Genomic DNA, 23337 nt, shown 5'->3' with positions numbered 1-23337 from the left:
GATAATGGATAAAATTATCCCTCCTAAAATATATTGTTAATTATTTTTATGGATTATATCTTCACCAACCTTGACCTCTTTTTTATTTTTGTTAATTGATATGTACGTGAAACAAAAAGGACGATGAAAATGAAAAAACAAAATAAGAAAGGGTTCTCATTACTGGAACTCATTTTGGTGCTGGGTGTCGGTAGTATGATGGCTTTTATGCGTTTTCAGGATATGAAAAATGAACAGGAAACGGTGATAGCTAAGGCTGTTGGTCAACAAATAAAGCAGATCGGGGAGGCGGTCAATGGTTATATTAATATCCGCTATGACAAGCTTTCCACTCTTACATCGAGCAGCAGCCAGTCAAGTGATCCGGGGCCAAGAACGTGCAATAGTTCAGGTTGTGAAATCACTTATCAGACGCTTATTAATGAAGGGTTATTGCCAGCATCATATACCGGGGTAAATGCTCATAAATCTTCTTATAAGATACTGTTAAAACGTTCAGGAATCACTCCTAACTATGTGGTTAATGGCCTAATCACAACAACTTTACCTTGGAGTGAGGGCGGTAAATTTCGCTACGATTTATTAGGTAAGGCTATGCAGGAAGCTGGTATTGATAGTGGAATGACACAATCAGCAACCGTTGTATCAGGGCTGCAGGGGGCGTGGAAAGAAACATCAACATATTACAGTAATATCTCCAGTGCAGGTCTTATGGCCTATCGTGTTGGATATGATTCTGCGATGTATTCTGTTTACCTGCGTCGTGATGGGACACTCCCTATGACAGGTGATCTTAATATGGGGGGTAAGAATATCAAGAATGCAGTTAATATTACCGCATCTGGAGCAGCAACAGCAGCAACATTAAAATCAACAGGAGCAACCACCGTTGGTTCAACACTTACGGTGGGAGGTGCTTCCACGTTTGCCGGGGCAATGCAGGTTAATAATACAATATCCTCTACAGGGAATATTACTGCCGGTGGTCAATTTATCGGTCACAATGGAGGCGGTGATGCTTATGTTATTGGTGGCGGCGATGGTAACGATTATGAATTCAGATTAGGTTCAAATAAGCCTCTGACATTATGGCGTTCTGGTGGTTCCAGTTCTGAATCCCGCTTTCAGATATGGGGAAAACAGAGCAATAATGGTGATCTCATAGTAAGTTCAGGGTCAGATGGCAATAGTACTGGTAGTATCGTTGCATCAGGTAACATAACCTCATCAGAAACCATAACAGGTAAATATCTTTATCCTGCTATGACTTCGAGCGAAGGAGGGAGCTGCACCACAAACGGCCTGATATCGAAAAATAGTGCTGGTTCTACTCTTTCATGTCAGTCCGGTATTTGGAAGGCTAATAATCCACAATATATGAAGGTAGGCGGGGTTTTTACTATTTATCCGGGCACAACAAAAGATCTCGGACGTTTTAAATTATGTATTAATACATACAGAATAGATGGTCAAGAAATGGCGCTGACACAATTAATACCGACAGATAACCCTGACTCTAATGGAAACATGAACTGGCGTGCGCATAATGGAACTCAATACTCTTCATATTACATGGGCATTCATTGCTTTATATAGTTAGTGTTAATTTAATCATATGCTATTATTTTTCAGTAAAGTGGATTGAAGTTGAACTGATAATATAATTGTAAGGTGGTTATTAGTATGTTGAGAAAAATGCACTCATTTCTTGGGCGAGACGGAATTTGCGGTTGGTTATAAACGCTGCAAAATACAACTATTAATTTGTGTTTCATTTTCAAATAAGATATCATTATTTATCGATTATAAATGGATTGATCGCGTGATCTGCATCTGCCGCGTAGATTGGGGCTAAAACCAATTATCAATACGGCGATGCGGTGTATGGGTTGGACTCCCATTCAATCCATCAGATTTTATTTTTTGGAATATATAATACTATATTCGCACAGCCCTTTATACACAGGATGTTATATAACAGTCGACTCAAAAAATAAATGCAATTTCTTATGTTTAAAACAATACAATTTATAAAGACAGAAATATATATGAAAGAATTATTGTTATATTAAGTAGTAATTGTTCGGGGGTATTAAATTCAATGAATTGTCTGATTGCCAAATTTATGAGGAGCGGTTTACAGACTCATGGTCTGATTTAGTTGACCCACTAATGAGTTCTGTATTCACTCCAGTGGAGTGTTCCCTTAAAGGGAAACAGAAAGGGCTAAAAAGCCCTTTCATTTTACGTTACATATTGTCAATTTTTTTCTTCCATTCATCTTCCTTTTTTCTCAGCTTTTTAGCAAGCTTGGGATAATATATTTTATGGTCATCCTCTTTAGGCCAGCAAACTGATACTGCATAGAGAAGTAATACTGTAGAAACTAATAAACCAATAAGATAATGTGGTGTTGTAGGATCACTATGTTTTGATTGCTCCCATAACCAGTCAATAAACATTCGACTGGAACCATTTGATGCAGATAAATACCATTCTATCGAGAAAACGAAAATTGTCCCAAAAGAAATTATTTCAGTTGCTCTCCCTTCTTTATAATTTCTCTCTCTTTTGCTTTTTTCTTCCATAAACAGTTTTAATGACATGTCATCGCCATTTTCTAAGGCATCATCTCGTAGCTCTGACATAAGGACTTCAGTTGATGATTTTGAGTAGATCCTCTCATCTTTACTTTGTAGTAGATTACTATATTTAATTCTTATTAGAAGTAGATTAAAGCATAGGGTTGTTATTTCTAATATGACCGATGAGAAAATACCTAAAGTTATAATCATTCCGGCCAGATCTGCTAATGAGAGGTCGAACTCTTTACCCAGCTTAATACCAAATAGACCATTTCCTTTTAAACAGAAAAAAAGTACATCAAAGCACAGGGTAAAATAAATTACTTTTGCAACTTTTGCTAAATCCCACAACCCATCTACGAAGCTTAATACAGAAAATGTTGAACTACTATTGCTATTACTGGATGACATATATTGCCTCTTTCATTCTTTGTTAAACTACTTATATTAATGTATCAAAGAAGGGAGGCAAGCCACTCTTGCTTTTCAAGTCTTTACTTTTGATGAGAAAACTCAAACGGCCTGACCATGTCGTTGATGTTAACATCAAGGAAATCAGCTCAACACTGGAGTATCAGGCGGGGCCGATCAATGTGCTTGGCTTTGTGGATATAAGCCTCACCGACAGGGTTACTTTACTTGTCGCTCATTTGAAGCTCTACAGCATCCACTGACAATAAACCGGATTCAATTAAGGCACTATTGTCAGAGTGCGGATGTAATGACGATAAATGCCTTGTTAGATTTCATTATTCATCGCGTGTGATCTTTCTATCAGCTTAATTATCCAATACGATTATATTATGTTTATACTTTTACCATAAACTGCTATTCCCTCAATTGCATGGCTCGGAAATAATACACCAAGGCGATTTTCTTTTTTATGCCATCCCGGATGTACGGTATCCATTAATATTTTTACATGTTCAAGGACTTTAGCATCAAGGCATAAAAGTATATAAGAAATAAAATCTTGGATCTTTTGATAATCATCTACAACTTTCTCAAATTCTATACCTCGTAATGTTGCTTTATAAGTATCATATTCTATGTCTCTAAATGTTTCAAATAACGGGGTCCTGTATTCAAAATAAACAGAGTCAAAAAGGTAATTCATTGGGTTGATGTTTCCATGCAAGACCTCATTTCTTTTATTCATGATCGAATGAAAGTCTTTGCATGCTTGAACATGATTGTAATCTACAGGTTGAGCGAATCCGATACAATTTTCATGCAATAAACTTACTCTTTCGTTGATACGCATTCTTAATACATTGTCATAAGTGTTTTTGTCTTTTTTAATTTCTGGTTTAGCAAGCATAAATATTATGAAATTTATAAATGATTCAGCGTAAACAGGTAATAACATACTCACTGACAGACCCAATGAGGTTGCCTCTACATATTTATCTACTTTTTCTTTACTGTCTTTTTCCCATCGTTTGATAGTTTTTTTTGTTGGTTTCGTGCGTGGATCAAATCCAAGAGAATGCGGGATTTCACTGATTGCTATTTTTTCAAGCTTATCTAATTGCGATTCTATAACTTGCTTAAGTCTCTTAAATGGATTTACAAATAAGACCCAAGGCTCTAATGATTTCTTAAAGTTTGAAATATCCCGTCCATAGTTTTGAAAATCATTTTTTATATCAGTTAAAAATTTCTCTTTGGCTTTTTTCTCATCTGATATGTCGAAGTTTTTTATTACTTCTATGTAATATGTTTTACAAAGAATTGTTAGTTGCTTATCTCCATAGCTAAAAGTATAGTCCCAATGAATCAAATTATCAGAATCGTGATGATTTTTGAGAAGAGTAAATAAACCATTAGGTTTTCCAAACCTTACATTGAAATAACAATAAAGATCTACTGCTCTTATATGTTCTTTAAATATCCAAATCGTTTTACTGGTAGCAGAGGGTTTTTTATTTCCATTTAAAGATTGAGCGCTAAGTTTCGATGTTGGAATGATCTCAAGTTTGTTGATGTCAATATTTTCTATCATTATGAATTTCCTATTAATAACCTCTGTTAAATACGACTTAACCTCAGCATTAAAGAAAAGGCACGTATCAAGCCGAACAATACCCCGCCCAGTCATCCATCAGTGCAACGCGTTTAGGCCATAACGTTCCCCGCTGATAAGCTGCCTCTGCTTTATCAGCCAGTTGATGTGCCAGCGCATGTTCAATAACTTCACGTTGGTGGTCTGTTGTTTCACCAGCCCAGTCACGAAACGTTGAACGGAAGCCGTGCTGGGTTAAGCCTGAATGATTCATTCGCTTTAATACTGCCAGCAAAGACATATCTGATAGCTGTCCACCGCGTGGGGCAGGGAATACAAGATTATTGTCCTTGAAACGTGGTAAGGCTTTTAACAAAGCTACCGCAGCGTCAGACAGCGGTACACGATGTTCTTTACTGGCTTTCATTCTGCTGGCGGGAATGGTCCACGTTTTGTTCTTCAGATCAATTTCATTCCATTCAGCACCCCGGACCTCACCAGAACGGGCAACGGTCAGGATTGAAAACTCCAGTGCTCGTGCTGAAATGCCTGCTCGTTTCTGCAGTTCGGAGATAAAGGGTTTGATCTCACTATAGGGCAGGGCTGCATGATGTTTTTGTTGCTGCACCTTACTTGGCATTGGTAGCAGGGGTTTAAGCATACCTTTCCATGAAGCTGGGTTATCGCCCTCAAAGTATTCTTTCGCCTTGGCGTAATCAATAATGGCTTCTATGCGACCACGCAGGCGGCTGGCGGTTTCATTTTTTGTTAACCAGATAGGTTCAAGTATTGCCAGTACATCAACTTTCGTGATTGAGCTGATAGGCTTTTCACCTACGACAGGGTAAGCATAGGCCTCAAGCGTTGAACGCCATTGTGCGATGTGTTTCTGATTTTTAAGTTCCTTGGCCTTAATTTCGATGACATCTTCGGCGCATTCGGTAAATGTCTTTCTCTTATGAGCCAGCTTTTCTTGTTCTGCTCTGGCGGCGTGTTTTTCTTCAAGTGGATTAACACCATTACGGACTTGCTTACGCAGCTCACGGGCCTTATCACGGGCATCGGCTAAGGAGACTTCAGGGTAGGCACCAAGTCCCATATTTAAACGTCTGGGGACTGTTCTGCCTAATCTGTTTACTCTGACTCCCATTGCAATACAAAGTATCCATGAACGGGACTGACCCCGGACCCGGAGATACAAACCGTCAACTCCTCCAACCGCATAAGAGCCTTCAGTTTTTAGCTTTGAAACAGCCAGTCCGGTGAGTTCTTTGGCTTTCTTTGGCATATGTTAAATCCTGTCATACAACCCGCCATGCATAAGGTACTGCATAAAATGTCAGATTTTTTCGGATGTCGCAAGACGTCCTCGAACAATCTATTTTGACAATATATTGTTTATTAATGGTAAAAATGAACTATTTCTGACATTTTCGGACATTAATTTGGCGGACTGCGCTTCCGCCATATAAAAGAAGGGGTTACCGAAAGGTAACCCCTTCTTGCTTTTGGCTGTAGGAATATTTATTCCTCAATAAGAGGCAGATCCAGTTAAGGTGATACCTTCGTTTTCCGGTCATAAATGAGCCCCTGACTCTCGGTTTTATGTCCACTGAATAGCTGCTTATCTCTGGTGCTCCCCTTGTAATCAGAAATTCCTTTAGCCTTCAGATCATGAAAGGTACAGTCCAAATCATACCCGAGATGAACAGATGCTTTTTGCCTGGCGCTTTCCCAGCGGTGGCTAAAACCTCTTTTAGTAAATTCCAAGGACGTCAGCCAGCCGGGCGGCGCACCAATATGTAATCTACATCCCTACTTGTACAACATAATCAGCATGGTTAAAGATAGCTTCATATTCATTATCTTTAATGTATCTGTCCGGGCCACTGACTTCCTCGTTTATTGGTAGAAATGACTATTTTTGGGGAAGTGAAGTGCTTTTTTGTATGAGCAAGTATCCTCTTATGCGCAAAAGGATCTCGTTATGGTAAATATAGTATTCAGATTTTTTATCCGGGATTAGTAATGAGCGAAAAATCATCAACAGAAATGCCTCGATACCGTCTGCTAACTGGCCCTGATGATGCTGCTTTTTGTAAGCGAGTATCTGCTATGTTGGATTGCGGATATGAATTATATGGTTCCCCTTCACTGGCTTACGATTCTGATAAGAAATGCGTTATTGCAGCGCAAGCAGTCATTCTTAAGAAGGACGCTTCTCGCGGGGATGGGATGTGTGAGTGATCTCTTAGCTTAAATAGATATTTTTGACTTTCCCATGCCGTTCAGAGATGTATCAATAGGCAAGATTGGGGAAATAGAATGTGCGCAGGGTTCAGGAGATTCCTCTGCCTTCCCAATTGTCGAGTCCATCATTAAAACCCTTGAAGGCCTGGCTCCATTGACATGGAGATCTTGACAGTTAAGGAAGGGTTGTTGACTTTCGACAAAGAAGGCGCTGATTATATCATTGCAGTGGAATCTTCTCGACAACCCTCTTGTATGCCTTGGTTCTCACGCATTTTTCACCATCCTGGCAATAACACTGGTGTAACGTTAGGGCGTGGTTTTTATATGAAAAAGCGAAGTGCTGGTGAAATACCTTCGATACTAAGACAGGCCGGGATTGAGGAGTATAAAGCACAGATTTGTGCTCTGGGATCACATTTATCAGGACGTGAGGCTGATAAATTTATTGAAGCTTATGGTATCCTTGTAAGGGAAATTAGTCATTACCAGCATGTCAGGGTCTTTGAGCTATCATATGCTGAAAAAGTTAATTATGCTAAATATCTTTATGTAAAATTTTCGGCAAAAATACCATCGCGTATATCGCGGGATAATATTGCCCAGAAAATTAGAGATACCTTTGTTGATACGCTATGTCAAAGGAATGTTACAGCAGGTTGTATGGTAGTTGCAATGGCAAAAAATGGCAGTATACAAGATGTTATTACATGTCTGAAAAATGATATTTATCAAAAAATACTCATCGCAAGCTAACTTTACGGTTGAATTACTTAAAATGAAAAAAATATTTTTATTATTACCCATTCTGGCGTTTCAGTTTAGTGCTATTGCTGACTCACTACCAGTATTGAAAAATAAAGCTTTTGAAAATTGCATCGCAAAATATGGTGAGGAAGATGATGAATGTCTTGGTTCATTGAATGAAAAAACAAAAAGTGAACTTTTAACCGTGTATAATGAGAAGTATCATGAATTAGAAAAAGCTGATTATACAAAATGGTGGATGGGAACTAAGGAGCAAAAACAGAATATGTTATCTGCTTTCAAAAAAAGTCAAGATGACTGGATTCAATATAGAGATAATTTTTGCCAAGTGCTTACAACAAGTGAGCAGAGTGGTCATGCTTTTGGTGAAGTGATGTTGAGTTGTCTGATTAATATGAATAATAATAGGATTACAGAGATAAAAAATATCACTCATTAGATATATTAGTCGTGATTTGATCTGACACATGGTCTTGAAGGTTGATAGTTACTGGTTTTGATATGGGTGTCGAATCCTTATATAAAAAAGAGGTAACTTTCATGCATCATACTACCGATCCCGTCATCAAACACAAAACCGGCTTGCTGAATCTGGCTGAAGAACTCAGCAATGTATCAAAAATCTGTAAAATTACATGATTCGTGATTATAGCGCTCCACTACTGTTAGTTTTCATTAGTAGAGCGCGTAATTATTGCTTGTCTTAATAATGGGATTACATAAATGAAAGCAAGAATATTTTCTCTGGGAGATGATTTAGAAAAAATCATATCAGATATAAATAATGCTTCCTGGGATGCCTCAAATCAGATTTTTGGATACTCTGAGAGTGCGTTGAGAAATTATTTATCTATGGAAGGGGTAATATTTCTTTCCTGCTATTCATCAGGGGGTAATGACGAAAAGCTACTAGGGATTTCCTCATCGAGAATAGAAATGAAGCCTTATAACAACGACTGCTGGCTTTACATAGACGAGATTGATGTTTGCATGGATCAAAGGCAAAAAGGTGTGGGTAAATTCATTATGCAGAAATTACTGCAACTGGCGAGAGAGCACAATTGCAAAGAAGTTTGGCTTGGTGCTGAATCAGAAAATCATGCAGCGAATATGCTTTACAACTCCATGAACCCTGATGAGGTTTCGGAGATTATTGGTTACTCATACAGGATTAAAATTTAATTATATTATGCTGACAAAGTCACTTGCCACTGGGGTAGACGTAAGTTACGTAAAATAGCGTTTGAAAAACCTCCCCTCTAAAATATACCGCAAGCAGCCAGAAAGCTTTGGGCTGGTTTGTCTCCGGTAACGGGGAGTGGGTTATTTCTTCATCATTCAGGCATTATCCACGCCGAAGTAAAATCAAACCACCCGAGGTTATTCAGGTGCAGTCCCTGTACCCCCGCAGGGCCTTTCAGCCTCATCCAGTGGTGAAAAAGCGGTTGTAACCAGCCTGATTCAGTCACTTCCCCAATTAACTGCCTGGCACTTACAGCACCTGTTCGCCAGTTTGAGAGCTGAGCATTAACCCTGTCCGTTTCGCCCCCGAAAGCACAGCGCCGCAATAATGGTGAACCCAGCAACCATGCAGCTACATGCCAGTTTTCAGGTACCGTGAAGTTAACGGTGCCCAGCCAGATATCGGCACAGTATTCCCCGGCGGCCCAGGTTGTGTAGGGCAACGCTTCGCTTTGCAACTCCACGCCATGTTCGGCCAGTAACCCGGCCATAATATTAAATAACATGGCGAATTCCGGGTGTGTTTGCGGGTATGCCAGGCGCAATACTGGGTGTGGCTCCTTGCCAGAAAAAGGGGAAACACCTGGGCCATCTTCCAGTGTATGGAACCAGTCTGGCAGTACACTCCCACCTGGTACCCAAAGTGGGCGGATCTCTGCCTGTAACCGGGGCTGTATATTCCATGGATTAAGAATGCTTCTCAGCCAGCGCCGCTGGCTGTCTGTGTGCCAGTGTACTGAGCGGTTGTCACACAGTAAAAAATAACCACCGCGCTCCAGGAACATCTCCGGGTTTTCATCTGTGGGTTTCCCGGTCAGCTTTCGGGCAAGCCCGGCAATATAAGCTTCATCGCTCAGGCTGGAGCTGAGCCAGGCAGAGGTTTTAATATCCAGTGGGGGAGCACCTGCAGCAGTGGATGTTAAATCCGGCCAGGTAAAGACCTCTATTTCATCCAACAGGCCACGCAGCCCGTAGTAGTTATCAAAAGCCTTAAACCTCAGGAGCCAGTCGCTGTTTTCATCCACCCGATAAGGCCCGGAGCCCACTGGTGTTGCCACAGACAGTTGGTCTGTACGCACTATCAAAGCATCAACATGCGCCAGAAGTTGTGGTAACTGGTCGTCTGGCTGAGATAATGCGATTTCCAGGCTGAGTGGGCCAGTTGCCCTGATGGTGTTCAGGTGGGAAAACAACGGCAGTTCGGCACTGCGCACCAGTGATTTCACTACATCGCTGCTTGTCACTTGTTTCCCGTCATGCCATTGCACACAGGGGCGCAGGAAAAAACGCCAGCAAAGAGGAGTCGCCTGGTGCCAGCGGTGAGCCAGGTCGGGCTCCACTTCACCTTTTTCCTCATTTATGCGGGTCAGCCCACTAAAAACTTGCCTGACCAGGTGCTGTTCCGAGCGGCGTAAGGCGGTGCCAGGTAGCAAACAAGGCATGGTGCGGTAATAAGGGATACGTAAGCGCTGGTAATCTGCCTGCACGCTGTAGCCAAGTTTCGAGCGCAACAGTTGGGTTACCTGCTGTTTATCCTGCCCCAGCAGTGCAATCGCTTCGTCCAGCCGACCTGCATCCAGCAACTGTTCGGCTTCAGCCTGGCTGAGTTGCGTGGGGGTACGCAATAAGTGCAATTGTGCCCGCAGGCCACGCCCGGGGCGGGATTGCCAGTCAAGCCAGCCGTTATCCTGCATTTGTTGCAGCAGCGTGCGCATATGGCGGCGGGTACAAAACAGCCGGTCTGCCAGTTCTTGTAAGGTTACACTGGCTGGCGTATTGCCATAAACCGCCAGTAGCTTGAGGTATTTCTGTTCAGTGAGCCGGTTAGCCATAAAAGGGGAAATTTTTCTCGCTAAAGTGGACAATTTTTTAGGTCATCTTTTTATTCAATACTCCACTGCAGAGAAAACTGCAACTCAGGAAACCAGCATGGCAAAAAAACTGAACAAAGATACCCAGGTCTGTATGTCACTGGCGGCTCGCCCCAGTAATTTTGGTACCAGGTTCCATAACTACCTGTACGATGCGCTGGATCTGGATTATCTGTACAAAGCCTTCACTACTCAAAACCTGGAAGGTGCTATACAGGGAATACGGGCACTGGGAATCCGTGGGTGTGCCATTTCCATGCCTTTCAAAGAAGCCTGTATTCCACTGGTGGATGAAATGGATGCCTCGGCGCAGGGTATTCAGGCAGTGAATACGATTGTCAACACCAATGGCCACCTTAAGGCTTATAACACGGACTATATTGCTATCCGGCAATTACTGGCAGATTACGCCCTCGATCCGAACAGGGTGTTTGCCCTGAAAGGCAGTGGCGGAATGGCAAAAGCGGCTGCCTGTGCACTGAAAGATGCCGGGTTCAGTAAGGGCTATATTGTTGCCCGTAATGCCGTGGCAGGCCAGGCGCTGGCGAAATTATATGGTTACCAGTGGTGTGCAACAGAAGCGCAGTGCGCGGCAGATATATTGATCAACGCGACACCCCTGGGCATGGAGGGGGCACAGGCAAGCCAACTTTCGTGGGCAGAGGATAAAATCCAGGCAGCAAGCACGGTGTTTGACATGGTGGCACTACCCGCTGTTACGCCATTGATTCACTACGCTCAGGAACTGGGGAAAACAGTGATAACGGGTTCTGAAGTTTTTGCCATTCAGGCCGTTGAGCAGTTTGTACTGTATACCGGTATTCGCCCTTCAGCCGAACTTTTCAGTCAGGCCTCAGCCTGGTCACGCCAGTAAAGCGTAAATCTGTTGGCAGCCACGTCCTTGTGGCCGCCGGGGATTACCAGCTAAAAAAGGTTATTTCACTGGGGCCAGCGCAGTGCTGTCTACATAGGGTTTCATGATGGTGTCAGCCTGCTCTTGTGCTGCCCGGGCGGCACTTTCCGGTGTCACCTTAGGGTCGTTAACCACAGCAGCTAACTGGTTCTCCATCGCCTTACGTACCGCAACCGTTTCATAGGTGGCATACCAGGGGTGAGCGTACTGTAACTGTTTAAGAGCAATTGCGGCTCGTGGGTCGTTTGCCAGGTATGTTTTCATTTCTGGTGTGTCATAGGTTGCTTTACGTGGCGAGAAGTAACCGGTAAAGCGGCTCCATTCACCATTAATTTTCGGGCTGACCAGGTAATTCAGAAACTCCCAGGCCGCTTTTTTCTGAGCTTCGGAAATGCCTTTAAAGCTGACCAGGCTGGCACCGCCAATTGGCACCGCACGTTGCTCTTTAGCTGGCAGCATGGCAACCCCTAACTCAAAATCTTTACTGTTGTCACGCATAAAGCCCAGCGCTCCGGTACTGAGCATCGCCATACCCAATTTCCCGGAAAAAAATGCCGCGCTGATTTGTTTGGCGTTCAGCACGCCAGAGGGCATCACATGGTCCTGGTAAATCAGGTTTTGCCAGAAACGTAGGGCACCAATGGTGGTGGGGGAGTTGTAATACACTTCGCCCGGCCACGTGTCGTTAAAGTAGTTACCGCCATTGGCGCGAACTAATGCTGAGAGGATCCAGCCGCCGTAATCATCATTGGTAGAGGGCATCATGATTCCCCATTGGCCCTGGTCTTTGTTGGTCAGTTTAAGCGCGTCGGCGCGTAATTCTGCCCAGGTTTGAGGGGGCTGGGTTATACCGGCTTTCGCAAACAGCGTTTTGTTGTAATAGAGAATTGGCGTGGAGTTGTGGAACGGAATGGCATAAGTTTCACCCATCACCTGGGCATTTTTCCACATGGCAGGCCAGAAATTTTGCTCCAGGAAATCATTTGCTTTCAGGTTGCCGTATTTCAGGATCTCGTCCATGGGCAGTATTTCTTTTTTCAGTGCCAGGTCGGTGGTGAAGTTGGCGGACATAATCACCAGCGCTGGTGGTTGCCCGGCTTTCTGAGCTGATTCTGCTTTAATTTTAGTGGTGTCGTAATTGCCGGTAAAAATCCCGCGCACCTCAACATCCTGTTGTGAATCATTAAAGGTTTTAATGATACGGTTCATTTCCATGGTCAGCTTGCCGTCGACCGGGGCCGGAAACATAAAATCTATCTTTTCTTTTGCCAGTGCGCTGGCAGTGAACGCCAGGGTTAAACTGCATACCAGAGCCGGTAACCGGAAAGGCGTGGCCTTAAACATGAATAGTCTCCTGATGTAATAAATTGAGCTGTGTGTCAGCATCAAAAAAGTGCAAGTCTTCGTGGGAAAAGCCGGGCTGAAGAATGTCGCCACATTCGGGAATGGTTCCCCGGTGGCGGCGGCAATAGCGCATATCCCCAAACGGGGTGGTCAGGTGGAGCAAATAGTCGGCCCCCATCAGTTCTCGCTGGCGAAGGGTGGCGGCGAAGGTAAACTGGCCGGGTTGTGGGGTATCGGTAATATGTTCCGGGCGAATCCCCACCCATACCTGGTGTGCCTGCCCGGCACTTACCGGCAGCGGGATTGCCTGTTCCCCCAAGAAAACCTGGCCGTTTTTGCAGGGTAACAGCAGCAGGTTCATGGCGGGCGAGCCAATAAACCCGGCAACAAAGACATTGGCCGGATGGTGGTAAATGTCGGCGGGGCGGCCGGTTTGCTGAATCACGCCATCTTTCATAACCACAATCCTGTCCGCCATTGACATCGCTTCGGTCTGGTCGTGGGTGACATAAATGGTGCTGATGCGCAGCGTTTGGTGCAGCGCCATAATGCTGTCGCGCACCTCGGTACGCAACTGCGCATCCAGGTTGGAAAGCGGTTCATCCATTAAGAACAACTGCGGATCACGGACAATCGCACGGGCCATCGCTACACGCTGGCGTTGCCCACCAGAGAGTTTGCCCGGTTTACTGTCTAATAAGGGTTCCAGGTGCAGCATTTGCGCGGCTTTTTCCAGGCGCGGCTGCCACCCGGATTTTGCCTCTTTGCGCACTTTCATGCCGAAGGTAATGTTGTCCCGCACCGATAAATGCGGAAACAGCGCATAGTTCTGGAAAATCATGGCAAAGTTGCGATCCCCGGCTGGCAACGTATTGATTTGCTCGTCATCCAGCCAGATATCGCCAGTGGTGGTGTCCTCCAGCCCGGCAATCAGGCGCAGCAGGGTGCTTTTCCCGCATCCCGATGGCCCAACCAGTACCACAAACTCGCCATCATGAATATCCAGTGCCAGTGGGTGTAGCGCAGTCTTCCCGTCAAAGGTTTTACTCAGGTTTCGCAACTTCAGCATGGCGATGACGGCTCCTCAGTGGGGCAACTGGCCTGCGGGTCATACAGCCACGGGCCGGCAAAGTGCGCCAGAGAGTGCTGGTAACTCACCCATTGCTCACCCACCTGGCGGTGCATGGTGCATGCAGCGGGCGACATGTCGTAATACGGGCGGTTATCTTCATGGTGGTATGGCACCTGGTGTACGGTGCCGGGCACGGTGGCAATAATGGCCTGGCGGTATTGCGTCATACACAGGTTATGGTTGTGCCCACAGAACACCCGAACAAGGTTGGAGTGGCGGGTGATCAGTTCCAGCAGTAAATGGCCATTTTCACAGGCGATAGGGTCCATTTGCGCATTGCCCAGCGGCAAAGGCGGGTGGTGCATAAAGACTGTCGCGGGTTTATCGGGGTTGTCGCCCAGTTGCTTATCGAGCCATGCCAGTGTTTCCGGAGTCAGCCAGCCACTTGATGTCCCTGGTCGGCTGGTATCAATAAACAAAAGCCGGGTGGCAAAGTGGTCAACCGCATAGCGAATGTTGTCCGGGTCAGTTCCCAACTGGGGGCATAACGGGCGCAGAAATTCCAAAAAATGGGCTTTATCATCGTGATTACCCGGTATCACCAGTAGTGGGTAACGCAATGCGCCGAGTACCTGGCGGGCAACCTGGTACTCATCCGGGCGGCCACAATTCACAATATCACCACTGACAATTACGGCATCAGGGGCTTCGCGCAGTGCATTCAGTTGAGCCACAACATCTGCGTTGCCGGCATTCACATCAATAAACCCGTACAGTTTCTGGTTGTGGCTGCGAAAATGGGTATCAGAAATTTGTGCTAACAGCATAAAAACACCTCGTTATTTAATACCCGAAAAACCAAAGCTTCTCAGGAACTGCTTTTGAAACAGAATGAAGGCCAGTATTAAAGGCAGGCATACCATCAGCGTACCGGCACTGATCATGCCCCACTGCCCGCCAGACTCGGCGCCCATGGCAAAGGACACCAGGCCAACAGTAAGCACTTGTTTATCCGGGTCATTGAGAATCATCAGTGGCCACAAATATTCATTCCAGTGGTAGGTGATACTGACGGTGGCAAAGGCGAGAACGGAAGGCCACGAACCCGGCAACATGACGTGATACAACACCTGCCACCAACTACAGCCTTCCATCAGTGCCGCCTCTTCAATCTCTTTGGGGATAGCCATAAAGGCCTGGCGCATCACAAATACGCCGAAGGCAGAAGTAAAGTAGGGCATCATGACCCCGGTGAGTGTGTTGAGCAGGCCCAGGCTTTTCAGCGTGAGCATGTTGGGCACCATCATGACGACGGGCATCACCATCAGTTGCACCAGAAACAGTGCGAACAGCGTTTGTTTGCCACGGAACTGGTGGCAGGCAAACACATAACCTGCTGTGGTGGCGGTCACCAGTTGCACCACAAAGGTTCCGCCAGCAAAAAACAGTGTGTTGGTATACAGACTCAGCCAGTTGGCGCTCTGCCACGCATCACGGAAGTTATCCAGCGTGAGTGGCCCTCGGGGGAGCAGCGATGCCATATCGTCGCCAAATGTGGTGGCACTGAATGCTGAAGAGAGCATCCAAAGGAACGGGCTTATCCATAGCAAAGCCAGGCACAGTAACAGGAGCGTTAATGTGATTGCAGGCACAGGCGTGGTGCGGGCACGCGCCAGGGGGCGAGGCCGTGTTGCCAACGTTACCGGGGATATATCAGCGCTCATAGTGGGCTCCTTTCTCCAGCCACTTCAGGTTGAATAGCGAGAAAGCGAACAACCCGGCCAGTGTCAGGAAGGTTGCTGCAGATGCTTTACCAAGATCATGGGTTTCCCAGGTAAGGTTCTGGATGTAATAGAGCAGCACGGTGGTGGCGTTATCCGGGCCGCCCTGGGTCATTACGGCAACGTGGTCGATTTGAGTAATGCCGTAAATCAATGCAGTGGTCAGGACAAAGCTAAGCGTTGGGCGCAACAAGGGCAGGGTTACCAGAAAGAAACGCTGTGTGGCTGAGGCACCTTCCATGCGCGCTGCTTCATGTGTTGAGGCGGGTATGCCTTGCAGCCCGGCCAGGAAAAACAGCATGTAATACCCGGCAAACTTCCAGACGCCAATCAGCGCTAATGCAAACAGCGCGGTATTGCTGCGCCCCAGCCAGTTGTTATTTTGTGGGCCAAACCACAGAGCCAGGTAATGGTCCAGCAACCCAAGCCCCGGCATAAAAATAAACAACCATAGTGCTGCAGCGCTCACCATGGGCACAATCATGGGGAAGAAAAACGCAGTGCGCAGCCAGCGGTTAAGCCGGTGGTTTTCCCACAGTGCGACGGCCAGCAATAATGCCAGGGTAATGCCCGGTACTACAGTCAGTACGATATACACCAGGTTATTGGTCAGCGCGCGCCAGAAAACCGGGTCTGCCAGCAGACGAGCAAAATTATTCAGGCCAACAAAAACCGGGGCCTCACTGGATAGCCGGGTATCAAACAGGCTGTCATAAACTGACCGCACCAGGGGAAACCAGGTAAACAGCACTAAAAAAAACAGCGATGGGGCAAGGATTAACCAAATTTGCCAGGTTCTGCGCATAACAGCATTTGCCTTATTACCACTCTCAGAAGGCAAACAGTCTGGTGAGGGAACACTGCAACAGCATGGCACCGAGATGACGGTTTAATGAAAGGCGTACAGCATCCGGGCAAGGAGCGGTACCCCGCTCCTTGCGACAACAGCAATTAAACGTTTTGCCGCTCTATGGCTTGCTCTCCCCAGAACAGGGTTTGTTTATCTGTACTGGCGAAGGCCTTAATCAGGGCTGTATCGTTGCCTTCTTCCCACATTTTCTCGGCCAGTTGTTCGTCGTAATTCACCAGCTCGAAAATCGCTTCGGCAATTTCCGGTGAGGTATTGCGCAAGGCAGCCCATTCACCAACGTGATGTAATTTACTTGCCTGGTTTGTCATAACGCCTCCTGTAACAGGGTATTTAGCCAAACATGTTTACTGTGAACCCGGTGGGCGGTTGTGGTTTTCCGTACCGCTTTCCTGTCTATTAAAGATATGTGCCATGGCGCAGAGTGCAAATTTGCTGGCAATTTTTTAGCCAGCGCCATTCATGCTGGTGGTATGCCAGAGATATTTTGAGCGCCCTCTTGAAGCGCAGTCATCCCGGGCGCACACTGAGCATCTTTTTTCCGGATAACAGGTTCTTCTGGTTGTGCAATCCCTGATGAAATTCTCCATTAAACCCCAGGAAGCGATTCTGATGCTTATCACCATGTTCTGGGGGGGAACATTCCTTGCTGTGCAATATGCAACGGCAGACAGCGGCCCATTTTTCTTCGTTGGGTTACGTTTTGCTGCGGCGGCTGTAGCAGTAGGCCTGCTTTCGCTTCGCTCATTGCGTGGTTTGACCATGCTGGAGTTAAAAGCCGGGGTTGCTATTGGTATTTCGATTGCTTTCGGTTACAGCCTGCAAACCTGGGGGCTGCATTTTATTCCCAGCAGTAAGTCTGCGTTTATTACCGCGATGTATGTGCCGCTGGTGCCATTGTTGCAATGGGTTTGCCTGGGCAAAATGCCCGGGGTAATGGCCTGGGTAGGCATAGCACTGGCCTTTGTCGGGCTGGTATTGCTGGCCGGGCCGCAAGGCTCACTACTGGCGCCAGGCCATGGTGAAGTGATAACGCTGGTCAGTGCGCTGGCGATTGCGGCGGAAATTATCCTGATCAGTGCCTGGGCCGGAAAAGTGGATGTGAAGCGTGTAACGGTGGTGCAACTGGCTACAGCATCGTTGGTGGCATTTGCCACCATGCTGCCAGCGGGTGAATCTGTACCGGTAATGACGCCCCGGCTGTGGTTTGTGGGCATTGGGCTGGGGATTTTTAGCGCCATTATTCAGGTGACAATGAACTGGGCCCAGCGCAGTGTTTCCCCTACACGAGCGACGGTTATCTACACGGGGGAACCGGTCTGGGCCGGTGTCTTTGGGCGGTTTGCCGGTGAACGCCTGCCGTTGCTGGCTCTGGTTGGGGGCGTATTCATTGTGCTGGGTGTCCTGGTGAGTGAAATGCGCCTGAAACACAGAAAAAAAGCGAAAGATGCAGTTGTCCCTGCTTCTCAGGCACCAGATAACTGAAGGCTCAGGCGGCGCTAATCAATGGGTGGTAGCGCCGGTCAAACCAGACCAGACCATGTGGCGCGCCTGCGCTCACTACATCCTGCAGTTGGCAAAACAGAATATCGTGTGTGCCAACACTCACCACCTGGCTTATTTGGCAGTCGAAACTGACCAGCGCACCTTCGAGTAGTGGGCAACCTGTGGTTCCAGTGCGCCACTGTGCGGCAGCGAAACGTGCTTCCATTGGGGTTTTGCCGCCAAACAATGTAGACAGTTCGGACTGGTCAGCTGCCAGTGTATTGACACACAAATGGCGGTTTTCATTAAATACCGGCCACACTGAAGCCTGGCGATTAAGGCACACCAGTAGCGTTGGCGGGTCGTCTGTGACGCTGCATACAGCAGATGCGGTGAACCCGGCACGCCCGGCCGGGCCATCGGTGGTGATGATGTTCACTGCCGCACCGAGGCGCGACATTGCATCACGAAATAAGGTTTTCTCCAGCATGTTGCCTCCTACTCCAGCCCGCAGGCCACGTCGAAATCCAGCCTCGGCAGGCGCGCATGTACTTTGCTGCTGTCGCCATAACCGATATTAATCAGCAGGTTACTTTTCCAGCCAGAATCCGCGAAGAAAGTGTCGTTAACTTTCTGTTGGTCAAACCCGGACATCGGCCCGGTATCCAGCCCCAGCGCCCGGCAGGCCATTATCAGGTACGCGGCCTGCAGGCTGCTGTTACGAAAGGCGGTTTCTTCTGCCAGCGCCGGGCTTGATGTGAACCAGGCGCGAGCGTCAGCATGAGGAAACAGTGCGGGCAATTGCTCATAGAATGCCGGGTCCCAGGCCACAATGGCAGTAACCGGCGCCAGCATGGTTTTCTCCAGGTTTCCGCTGGACAAAGCTGGCTTCAGGCGTTCTTTCCCTTCCGGGCTTCGCACAAATAAAAAGCGGGCAGGGGAACAGTTGGCAGACGTTGGCCCCATTTTCACCAGGTCATACAGTTGAACCAGTAACGCGTCCGGAACAGGTGTTTCCAGCCAGTGGCTGTGCGTGTGCGCCCCGGTATACAGTGTCGCCAGCGCATCCGGCGTCAGAGCTTCTTGCATAACATCTCCTTTTATTTCGCTTCACTCATGGCGGGGAGTAATTCAGCCAGGCCATCGAGTAACAGGCTGTTAAATGTGTCACTGGCTGTGACGTTACAGGCATGTGCTCCCCAGGGCATCACACACAGGCGGCTTGCCGGAAGGCACTCATGCAACAGTTGTGAGCAGTGCCAGGGAACCAGTAAGTCGTCTCTGGCGCAAATTAACAGTACCGGCTGGATTATCTGGCCTGCCGTGTGGGCAAAATTGGCCTGTTTCAGGGCACCCAGGCGTGCACGCAAATTAGCTTCTCCCTGAAAGTGGGCATTATGCAACGCTTCTTCGGCTTCCAGCCGTGGCTGTTGTTCACCCAGCCATTCAGCCGGGTAGAGAAACAGCGGTTGTGCGTGGTTCCAGGCTGCTGCACCACCGCTGCTTAGTAGTTGCTCGCGGGTGGCAAAGCAGCGTGCAGTTTGTGGGTTCAGGCTTAACCAGCCGTTAATAATCACCAGTGCGGTAATGGCTTGTGGGTAGCTCAGGGCTAATTGCATGCCAATCAGCCCGCCGAGTGCATGCCCGGTAACCGCGTAACGGGTTACACCCAGGTGTGCCAGGGCGTGGTGTAACTCATCGGCCATCATTGCCATGGTGTAGTCAGCCGGGAGTTCAGCCTGGTTTTCCCCGGTACCGCGCTGGTCATAAGTGATGACCTGGTATTGGCTTTTGAGGGCGCTGATTTGCGCCACCCAGTAGCTACCGCTTCCACCCAGCCCGGCACTAAGCACCATTATTGGTGCGCCGGGGTATGGCGCATCATGGACGTGCAGTTTCATGCAGAAGCTCCGTTGCCAATATGGGCAGTGGTGGCGATCTCCACCAGTGCTTCAGGTTTAACCAGACCACACTGGATGCAAAACCGTGCCGGTTTATCGCCCGGGAAAAACTCTGCGTAAACTTCATTAATCGCGGCGTAGTGATTCCAGTCGGTGATAAAAATAGCGTTGAAGGTCACATCCTCCATCGTCCCGCCCGCTGTCTCGATAACGGTTTTGATTGTTTCCAGAACGTGGCGGGTTTGTGCCTTTGGGTCGCCGGGGTACACCACATTGTTTTGTTTATCAAATGGCAGTGTGCCGGAAACATAAACCACGCCGTCTGCCAGTGTGCCAGGAACAAAAGGCGCGATAGGCGTTGTGGTACCAGCAGGGATAATCACTTGTTTTGGCATGGTATGTTCCTTATGCAATACGGGCTAATGGTTTGGTATCAAGGGTGTCGCAAAATGTTTGTACATCGCTAACCCAGCCAAAGAAGGTTTCAATATTGAATAGCGCGGCCTGTTGAGCGAATGCCGGTCCTGCCTGATGTGTGGCGTCTTCCAGCACAATGCCGAAATATTCCAAAAAGAACCCATCACGCAGTGTGGATTCCACGCAGACATTGGTGGCGATGCCGGTAAAGAACAACTGGCGAATTCCCCGGCTGCGCAAAATGCTGTCGAGCGGGGTATTGAAAAAGCCACTGTAGCGGGGTTTGGGAAGTAAAATGTCACCAGGTTCTGGTTTAAGCGCATCCACCAGTTGGTAATCCCAGCCGCCTTTGGCCAGTAATTTGCCTTCCAGTTCCGGGCGCTGGCGCATGGTTTTCAGCGCGTTGGATTTGTGCCAGTTAGGTGAGCCCGGGCCACCTGCCTCAACATACTGTTCATCCCAGCCATTCTGGAACCAGATAACCGGGATCCCGGCGGCCCGTGCAGCACTGACGGCAATGTTGATTTTTTCAATCACCGGGCCGGTAGCTGAAACATCAAACCCGGCAAGGTCGAGATAACCGCCTTTGCTGGCATAGGCGTTTTGCATATCCACAACAATTAATGCGCTTTGTTCGGGGGAAAACGAAATCGCTTCCGGGCGGGCTTCAAGTGTCAGATCTTTCATCAGGCAACCTCCTGTTGAGCGGGTAGAACAGCTTTGCGGCAGGTCATTAATGGCTGGATGTGTTTGCCAAAGTTTTCAATGCCTGTCAGGAAATCGTCAAAGGTCAGCAGTACGCCTTCACAGCCAGAGACTGTCGCCACTTCGTCGAGCATGTGGGCGACGGTTGACCATGAGCCCACCAGGGTACCCATATTGATATTGACGGCAGAAGTCGGGTCTGCCATCTGGCGTACATTGGTATCGCTCCCCGAGCGGGTATCTTTCTGGCTCTGTTCTGTCAGCCAGGACAATGCACCTTCGTCGGCACCGGCTTTGTAGTGTTCCCATTTAGCGCGGGCGGCTTCGTCTGTTTCATCGGCTATCACCATGAACAACACGTAGGAGCCAACATCACGCCCGGCTTGCTCTGCCGCTGCTTTCATACGTGCGGCCGTGGGAGCGAAGGCTCCAGGGGTGTTAACACCTTTCCCAAAACAGAAGTTGTAATCGGCGTATTGTGCTGAGAACGCCATTCCGGCATCACTTTGCCCGGCGCAAATAACTTTCACCGGTTGCTCCGGGCGCGGGCTGAGGCGGCAGTCGTTCATCGTGAAAAATTCACCTTTGAAGTCGCTCTGGCCTTTACCCCACAGGTCCCGCAAAACTTGCACGTACTCAGTCAGGTAATCGTAACGGCGGGAAAAGTATTCATCCCCCGGCCACATGCCCATTTGTTCGTATTCAGGTTTTTGCCAGCCGGTAACCAGGTTTACCCCAAAGCGCCCACCGGAAATGGAATCTATGGTGGATGCCATACGGGCGACAATAGCCGGAGGCAGAGTCAGTGTTGCGGCTGTTGCGTAAATCTGAATTTTTGATGTGACGGCAGCCAGGCCTGCCATCAGGGTGAACGATTCCAGGTTGTGATCCCAAAATTCGGTTTTACCGCCGAAACCACGCAACTTGATCATCGAAAGGGCAAAGTCAAAGTGGTAATGCTCTGCTTTTTGCACAATCGCTTTATTCAGCTCAAACGTTGGCATGTACTGTGGCGCATTGGTTGAAATCAGCCAGCCGTTGTTACCGATAGGAATGAATACACCGATTTTCATCACGAACCTCGCACGTCTTGGTTGAGTAAATGCATGGGCCTGGCATCCTGCCGGCATTTCCTGTCACCACGCTGTAGCGGAAATGTTGCAATTGTGATGCCAAAAACAAAAAAGTATTTATTATTAAATAGTTAATAAATAACGCAAAAAAAGTAAGGTTAATAAAGTGGACTATTTGGTCAAAAATGGTGCACAAAAAAGCACCATCAGAGCGCAGGCTCGTCAAGCTTGTCGAGAGGTGAAGCGGATTTTGTTATGCTGTCTGCATCCATGCAGGGAGAGTAAATATGGCCGGTGAAACGGTAAAAACGACAGGGCGGCGCTCCCGGGCGGTCGCCGCAAAAAAACAGGCAATTCTGGCCGCCGGGTTAGCACTTTTTTCTCAATATGGTATTCATGGCACAAGCCTTGACCAGGTGGCGGAACAGGCCGGTGTTTCCAAGACGAATATGCTCTATTACTACCCGTCTAAAGAAGCGCTTTATATAGCAGTTTTGAAAGAAATTCTGGAAATCTGGCTGGCGCCTTTCAAGGCTTTCAGCGCTGACCAGGAGCCGCTGATCGCAATTGGTGATTACATTCGCAGAAAACTTGAGGTCTCCCGCGATTACCCTCAGGCATCCCGCTTGTTTTGCCTGGAAATGCTGCAGGGTGCGCCATTATTAATGGCCGAGTTATCGGGTGATTTAAAACAGCTGGTGGATGAAAAATCCGCGATTATTGCCGACTGGGTTGCCAGTGGAAAACTGGCTCCCGTTGACCCACAGCACCTGGTCTTTATGATTTGGGCCACCACCCAACACTATGCCGATTTTGCCACGCAAATAGAGGCGGTAACCGGAAAAAACCTCAGTGACCCGCAATTTTTTGCCGAGACTGTGTCTGGTGTCCAGCGCATGATTACCGAAGGCATTCGGGTGCGTTAACGGCCTGGGGGCAGGTAAACCTGTGGTAACCGAGCTTACCAGGGAACTATTTCAGTATATAGTTTGCGCCAGCTCCCCCGTTATACTGAGCATGCAGTTACTCTTCCCGCAAAAACCGTTGAGTCAGCACA

General features: G+C 47.5%; 24 protein-coding genes and 1 pseudogene. 8 read left to right on the top strand and 17 right to left on the bottom strand.

The window, feature by feature from the left end; all coding sequences use genetic code 11:
• Nucleotides 1-129: 129 nt before the first annotated feature.
• Entirely contained in the window at nt 130-1596 is a 1467-nt protein-coding gene (gene pilV / locus DES37_RS07930; protein WP_110025460.1) for a shufflon system plasmid conjugative transfer pilus tip adhesin PilV, read from the top strand.
• A 653-nt stretch (nt 1597-2249) separates the two neighbouring features.
• Here the strand turns inward: pilV and DES37_RS07925 are convergent.
• The 4 genes and pseudogenes from DES37_RS07925 to DES37_RS26165 all read right to left on the bottom strand — a co-directional run.
• A complete protein-coding gene (locus DES37_RS07925; protein ID WP_110025459.1) occupies nt 2250-2996 on the bottom strand; it encodes a hypothetical protein in 747 nt (248 codons plus the stop codon).
• A 385-nt stretch (nt 2997-3381) separates the two neighbouring features.
• Complete coding sequence (locus tag DES37_RS07915) at nt 3382-4590, bottom strand: hypothetical protein (RefSeq protein WP_146211502.1); 1209 nt, start codon at nt 4588-4590, stop codon at nt 3382-3384.
• Nucleotides 4591-4657: 67 nt separating this feature from the next.
• A complete protein-coding gene (locus DES37_RS07910; RefSeq protein ID WP_110025457.1) occupies nt 4658-5878 on the bottom strand; it encodes a tyrosine-type recombinase/integrase in 1221 nt (406 codons plus the stop codon).
• Between the two features lie 263 nt (nt 5879-6141).
• A pseudogene (locus tag DES37_RS26165) lies at nt 6142-6282 on the bottom strand (tyrosine-type recombinase/integrase); the annotation flags it as partial.
• A 336-nt stretch (nt 6283-6618) separates the two neighbouring features.
• Here DES37_RS26165 and DES37_RS07900 point away from each other — a divergent pair.
• From DES37_RS07900 to DES37_RS07885, 4 genes are all read left to right on the top strand, one after another.
• Nucleotides 6619-6837 carry a DUF1737 domain-containing protein gene (locus DES37_RS07900; protein WP_110025456.1) on the top strand — a complete coding sequence of 73 codons (219 nt, stop codon included), beginning with the start codon at nt 6619-6621 and terminating at the stop codon, nt 6835-6837.
• Nucleotides 6838-7029: 192 nt separating this feature from the next.
• Nucleotides 7030-7596: a lysozyme family protein gene (locus tag DES37_RS07895; RefSeq protein WP_170123747.1), complete on the top strand. Its 567-nt coding sequence runs from the start codon at nt 7030-7032 to the stop codon at nt 7594-7596.
• A complete protein-coding gene (locus DES37_RS07890) occupies nt 7562-8047 on the top strand; it encodes a lysozyme inhibitor LprI family protein (RefSeq protein WP_110025454.1) in 486 nt (161 codons plus the stop codon). Before DES37_RS07895 ends, DES37_RS07890 begins: the two co-directional genes overlap by 35 nt.
• 284 nt (nt 8048-8331) lie before the next feature.
• Nucleotides 8332-8790 (top strand): GNAT family N-acetyltransferase, encoded by a 459-nt coding sequence (locus DES37_RS07885; RefSeq protein WP_110025453.1) that lies wholly within the window; start codon nt 8332-8334, stop codon nt 8788-8790.
• 152 nt (nt 8791-8942) lie between these two features.
• Here the strand turns inward: DES37_RS07885 and DES37_RS07880 are convergent, their stop codons facing one another.
• Nucleotides 8943-10682, bottom strand: coding sequence for an SgrR family transcriptional regulator (locus DES37_RS07880; RefSeq protein WP_110025452.1), 1740 nt, complete (start codon nt 10680-10682; stop codon nt 8943-8945).
• A gap of 97 nt (nt 10683-10779) precedes the next feature.
• On the opposite strand from DES37_RS07880, the gene DES37_RS07875 reads away from it, so the two are divergent.
• The gene (locus DES37_RS07875) at nt 10780-11595 is read left to right on the top strand and encodes a shikimate 5-dehydrogenase (RefSeq protein WP_110025451.1); all 816 of its coding nucleotides are present in this window, start codon (nt 10780-10782) and stop codon (nt 11593-11595) included.
• A 60-nt stretch (nt 11596-11655) separates the two neighbouring features.
• On the opposite strand, the gene DES37_RS07870 is transcribed toward DES37_RS07875, so the two are convergent.
• From DES37_RS07870 to DES37_RS07845, 6 genes are all read right to left on the bottom strand, one after another.
• Nucleotides 11656-12978: an ABC transporter substrate-binding protein gene (locus DES37_RS07870; protein WP_036107924.1), complete on the bottom strand. Its 1323-nt coding sequence runs from the start codon at nt 12976-12978 to the stop codon at nt 11656-11658.
• Entirely contained in the window at nt 12971-14047 is a 1077-nt protein-coding gene (locus tag DES37_RS07865) for an ABC transporter ATP-binding protein (RefSeq protein WP_110025450.1), read from the bottom strand. Before DES37_RS07865 ends, DES37_RS07870 begins: the two co-directional genes overlap by 8 nt.
• Nucleotides 14041-14877 carry a phosphodiesterase gene (locus DES37_RS07860; RefSeq protein WP_110025449.1) on the bottom strand — a complete coding sequence of 279 codons (837 nt, stop codon included), beginning with the start codon at nt 14875-14877 and terminating at the stop codon, nt 14041-14043. Before DES37_RS07860 ends, DES37_RS07865 begins: the two co-directional genes overlap by 7 nt.
• A 12-nt stretch (nt 14878-14889) precedes the next feature.
• Complete coding sequence (locus DES37_RS07855) at nt 14890-15774, bottom strand: carbohydrate ABC transporter permease (RefSeq protein WP_110025448.1); 885 nt, start codon at nt 15772-15774, stop codon at nt 14890-14892.
• The gene (locus DES37_RS07850; protein WP_110025447.1) at nt 15764-16636 is read right to left on the bottom strand and encodes a carbohydrate ABC transporter permease; all 873 of its coding nucleotides are present in this window, start codon (nt 16634-16636) and stop codon (nt 15764-15766) included. Before DES37_RS07850 ends, DES37_RS07855 begins: the two co-directional genes overlap by 11 nt.
• Nucleotides 16637-16782: 146 nt before the next feature.
• Nucleotides 16783-17010 carry a YccJ family protein gene (locus DES37_RS07845; protein WP_036107940.1) on the bottom strand — a complete coding sequence of 76 codons (228 nt, stop codon included), beginning with the start codon at nt 17008-17010 and terminating at the stop codon, nt 16783-16785.
• 265 nt (nt 17011-17275) lie between these two features.
• On the opposite strand from DES37_RS07845, the gene DES37_RS07840 reads away from it, so the two are divergent.
• Nucleotides 17276-18184, top strand: coding sequence for a DMT family transporter (locus DES37_RS07840; RefSeq protein ID WP_110025446.1), 909 nt, complete (start codon nt 17276-17278; stop codon nt 18182-18184).
• A gap of 4 nt (nt 18185-18188) precedes the next feature.
• On the opposite strand, the gene rutF is transcribed toward DES37_RS07840, so the two are convergent.
• From rutF to rutA, 6 genes are read right to left on the bottom strand one after another with little or no spacing between them, the layout of a single operon-like run.
• Complete coding sequence (rutF, locus tag DES37_RS07835; protein WP_036107944.1) at nt 18189-18674, bottom strand: NADH-dependent FMN reductase RutF; 486 nt, start codon at nt 18672-18674, stop codon at nt 18189-18191.
• A gap of 8 nt (nt 18675-18682) precedes the next feature.
• Nucleotides 18683-19273 carry a malonic semialdehyde reductase gene (locus tag DES37_RS07830; protein ID WP_110025445.1) on the bottom strand — a complete coding sequence of 197 codons (591 nt, stop codon included), beginning with the start codon at nt 19271-19273 and terminating at the stop codon, nt 18683-18685.
• A gap of 11 nt (nt 19274-19284) precedes the next feature.
• On the bottom strand, nt 19285-20085 hold the full coding sequence (rutD, locus tag DES37_RS07825; RefSeq protein ID WP_110025444.1) for a pyrimidine utilization protein D: 801 nt from the start codon (nt 20083-20085) through the stop codon (nt 19285-19287).
• Entirely contained in the window at nt 20082-20480 is a 399-nt protein-coding gene (rutC, locus tag DES37_RS07820; protein WP_036107950.1) for a pyrimidine utilization protein C, read from the bottom strand. The genes rutD and rutC overlap by 4 nt, the downstream gene beginning before the upstream one ends.
• Before the next feature lie 10 nt (nt 20481-20490).
• Nucleotides 20491-21189: a pyrimidine utilization protein B gene (gene rutB, locus DES37_RS07815; protein WP_036107953.1), complete on the bottom strand. Its 699-nt coding sequence runs from the start codon at nt 21187-21189 to the stop codon at nt 20491-20493.
• A complete protein-coding gene (gene rutA, locus DES37_RS07810) occupies nt 21189-22280 on the bottom strand; it encodes a pyrimidine utilization protein A (RefSeq protein ID WP_036107956.1) in 1092 nt (363 codons plus the stop codon). The genes rutB and rutA overlap by 1 nt, the downstream gene beginning before the upstream one ends.
• A gap of 287 nt (nt 22281-22567) precedes the next feature.
• Here rutA and rutR point away from each other — a divergent pair, with 287 nt between their 5' ends.
• Nucleotides 22568-23206 carry an HTH-type transcriptional regulator RutR gene (gene rutR, locus DES37_RS07805; protein WP_110025442.1) on the top strand — a complete coding sequence of 213 codons (639 nt, stop codon included), beginning with the start codon at nt 22568-22570 and terminating at the stop codon, nt 23204-23206.
• Nucleotides 23207-23337: the final 131 nt, after the last annotated feature.

The sequence above is a fragment of the Mangrovibacter plantisponsor genome, assembly GCF_003182475.1.
GTDB classification, from domain to species: domain Bacteria; phylum Pseudomonadota; class Gammaproteobacteria; order Enterobacterales; family Enterobacteriaceae; genus Mangrovibacter; species Mangrovibacter plantisponsor.
The sequence above is the reverse complement of the archived record's forward strand: the minus strand, read 5'-3'. Positions and strand labels throughout refer to the sequence as shown.

Coding starts and splice junctions, on each gene's coding strand:
- DES37_RS07855 (WP_110025448.1), bottom strand. CDS start 15,774: ATGAGCGCTGATATATCCCCGGTAACGTTGGCAACACGGCCTCGCCCC.
- DES37_RS07890 (WP_110025454.1), top strand. CDS start 7,562: ATGATATTTATCAAAAAATACTCATCGCAAGCTAACTTTACGGTTGAA.
- DES37_RS07885 (WP_110025453.1), top strand. CDS start 8,332: ATGAAAGCAAGAATATTTTCTCTGGGAGATGATTTAGAAAAAATCATA.
- DES37_RS07850 (WP_110025447.1), bottom strand. CDS start 16,636: ATGCGCAGAACCTGGCAAATTTGGTTAATCCTTGCCCCATCGCTGTTT.
- DES37_RS07925 (WP_110025459.1), bottom strand. CDS start 2,996: ATGTCATCCAGTAATAGCAATAGTAGTTCAACATTTTCTGTATTAAGC.
- pilV (WP_110025460.1), top strand. CDS start 130: ATGAAAAAACAAAATAAGAAAGGGTTCTCATTACTGGAACTCATTTTG.
- rutR (WP_110025442.1), top strand. CDS start 22,568: ATGGCCGGTGAAACGGTAAAAACGACAGGGCGGCGCTCCCGGGCGGTC.
- DES37_RS07910 (WP_110025457.1), bottom strand. CDS start 5,878: ATGCCAAAGAAAGCCAAAGAACTCACCGGACTGGCTGTTTCAAAGCTA.
- DES37_RS07875 (WP_110025451.1), top strand. CDS start 10,780: ATGGCAAAAAAACTGAACAAAGATACCCAGGTCTGTATGTCACTGGCG.
- DES37_RS07880 (WP_110025452.1), bottom strand. CDS start 10,682: ATGGCTAACCGGCTCACTGAACAGAAATACCTCAAGCTACTGGCGGTT.
- rutF (WP_036107944.1), bottom strand. CDS start 18,674: ATGCTGGAGAAAACCTTATTTCGTGATGCAATGTCGCGCCTCGGTGCG.
- DES37_RS07830 (WP_110025445.1), bottom strand. CDS start 19,273: ATGCAAGAAGCTCTGACGCCGGATGCGCTGGCGACACTGTATACCGGG.
- rutA (WP_036107956.1), bottom strand. CDS start 22,280: ATGAAAATCGGTGTATTCATTCCTATCGGTAACAACGGCTGGCTGATT.
- rutB (WP_036107953.1), bottom strand. CDS start 21,189: ATGAAAGATCTGACACTTGAAGCCCGCCCGGAAGCGATTTCGTTTTCC.
- rutC (WP_036107950.1), bottom strand. CDS start 20,480: ATGCCAAAACAAGTGATTATCCCTGCTGGTACCACAACGCCTATCGCG.
- DES37_RS07870 (WP_036107924.1), bottom strand. CDS start 12,978: ATGTTTAAGGCCACGCCTTTCCGGTTACCGGCTCTGGTATGCAGTTTA.
- DES37_RS07845 (WP_036107940.1), bottom strand. CDS start 17,010: ATGACAAACCAGGCAAGTAAATTACATCACGTTGGTGAATGGGCTGCC.
- DES37_RS07840 (WP_110025446.1), top strand. CDS start 17,276: ATGAAATTCTCCATTAAACCCCAGGAAGCGATTCTGATGCTTATCACC.
- rutD (WP_110025444.1), bottom strand. CDS start 20,085: ATGAAACTGCACGTCCATGATGCGCCATACCCCGGCGCACCAATAATG.
- DES37_RS07915 (WP_146211502.1), bottom strand. CDS start 4,590: ATGATAGAAAATATTGACATCAACAAACTTGAGATCATTCCAACATCG.
- DES37_RS07865 (WP_110025450.1), bottom strand. CDS start 14,047: ATGCTGAAGTTGCGAAACCTGAGTAAAACCTTTGACGGGAAGACTGCG.
- DES37_RS07860 (WP_110025449.1), bottom strand. CDS start 14,877: ATGCTGTTAGCACAAATTTCTGATACCCATTTTCGCAGCCACAACCAG.
- DES37_RS07900 (WP_110025456.1), top strand. CDS start 6,619: ATGAGCGAAAAATCATCAACAGAAATGCCTCGATACCGTCTGCTAACT.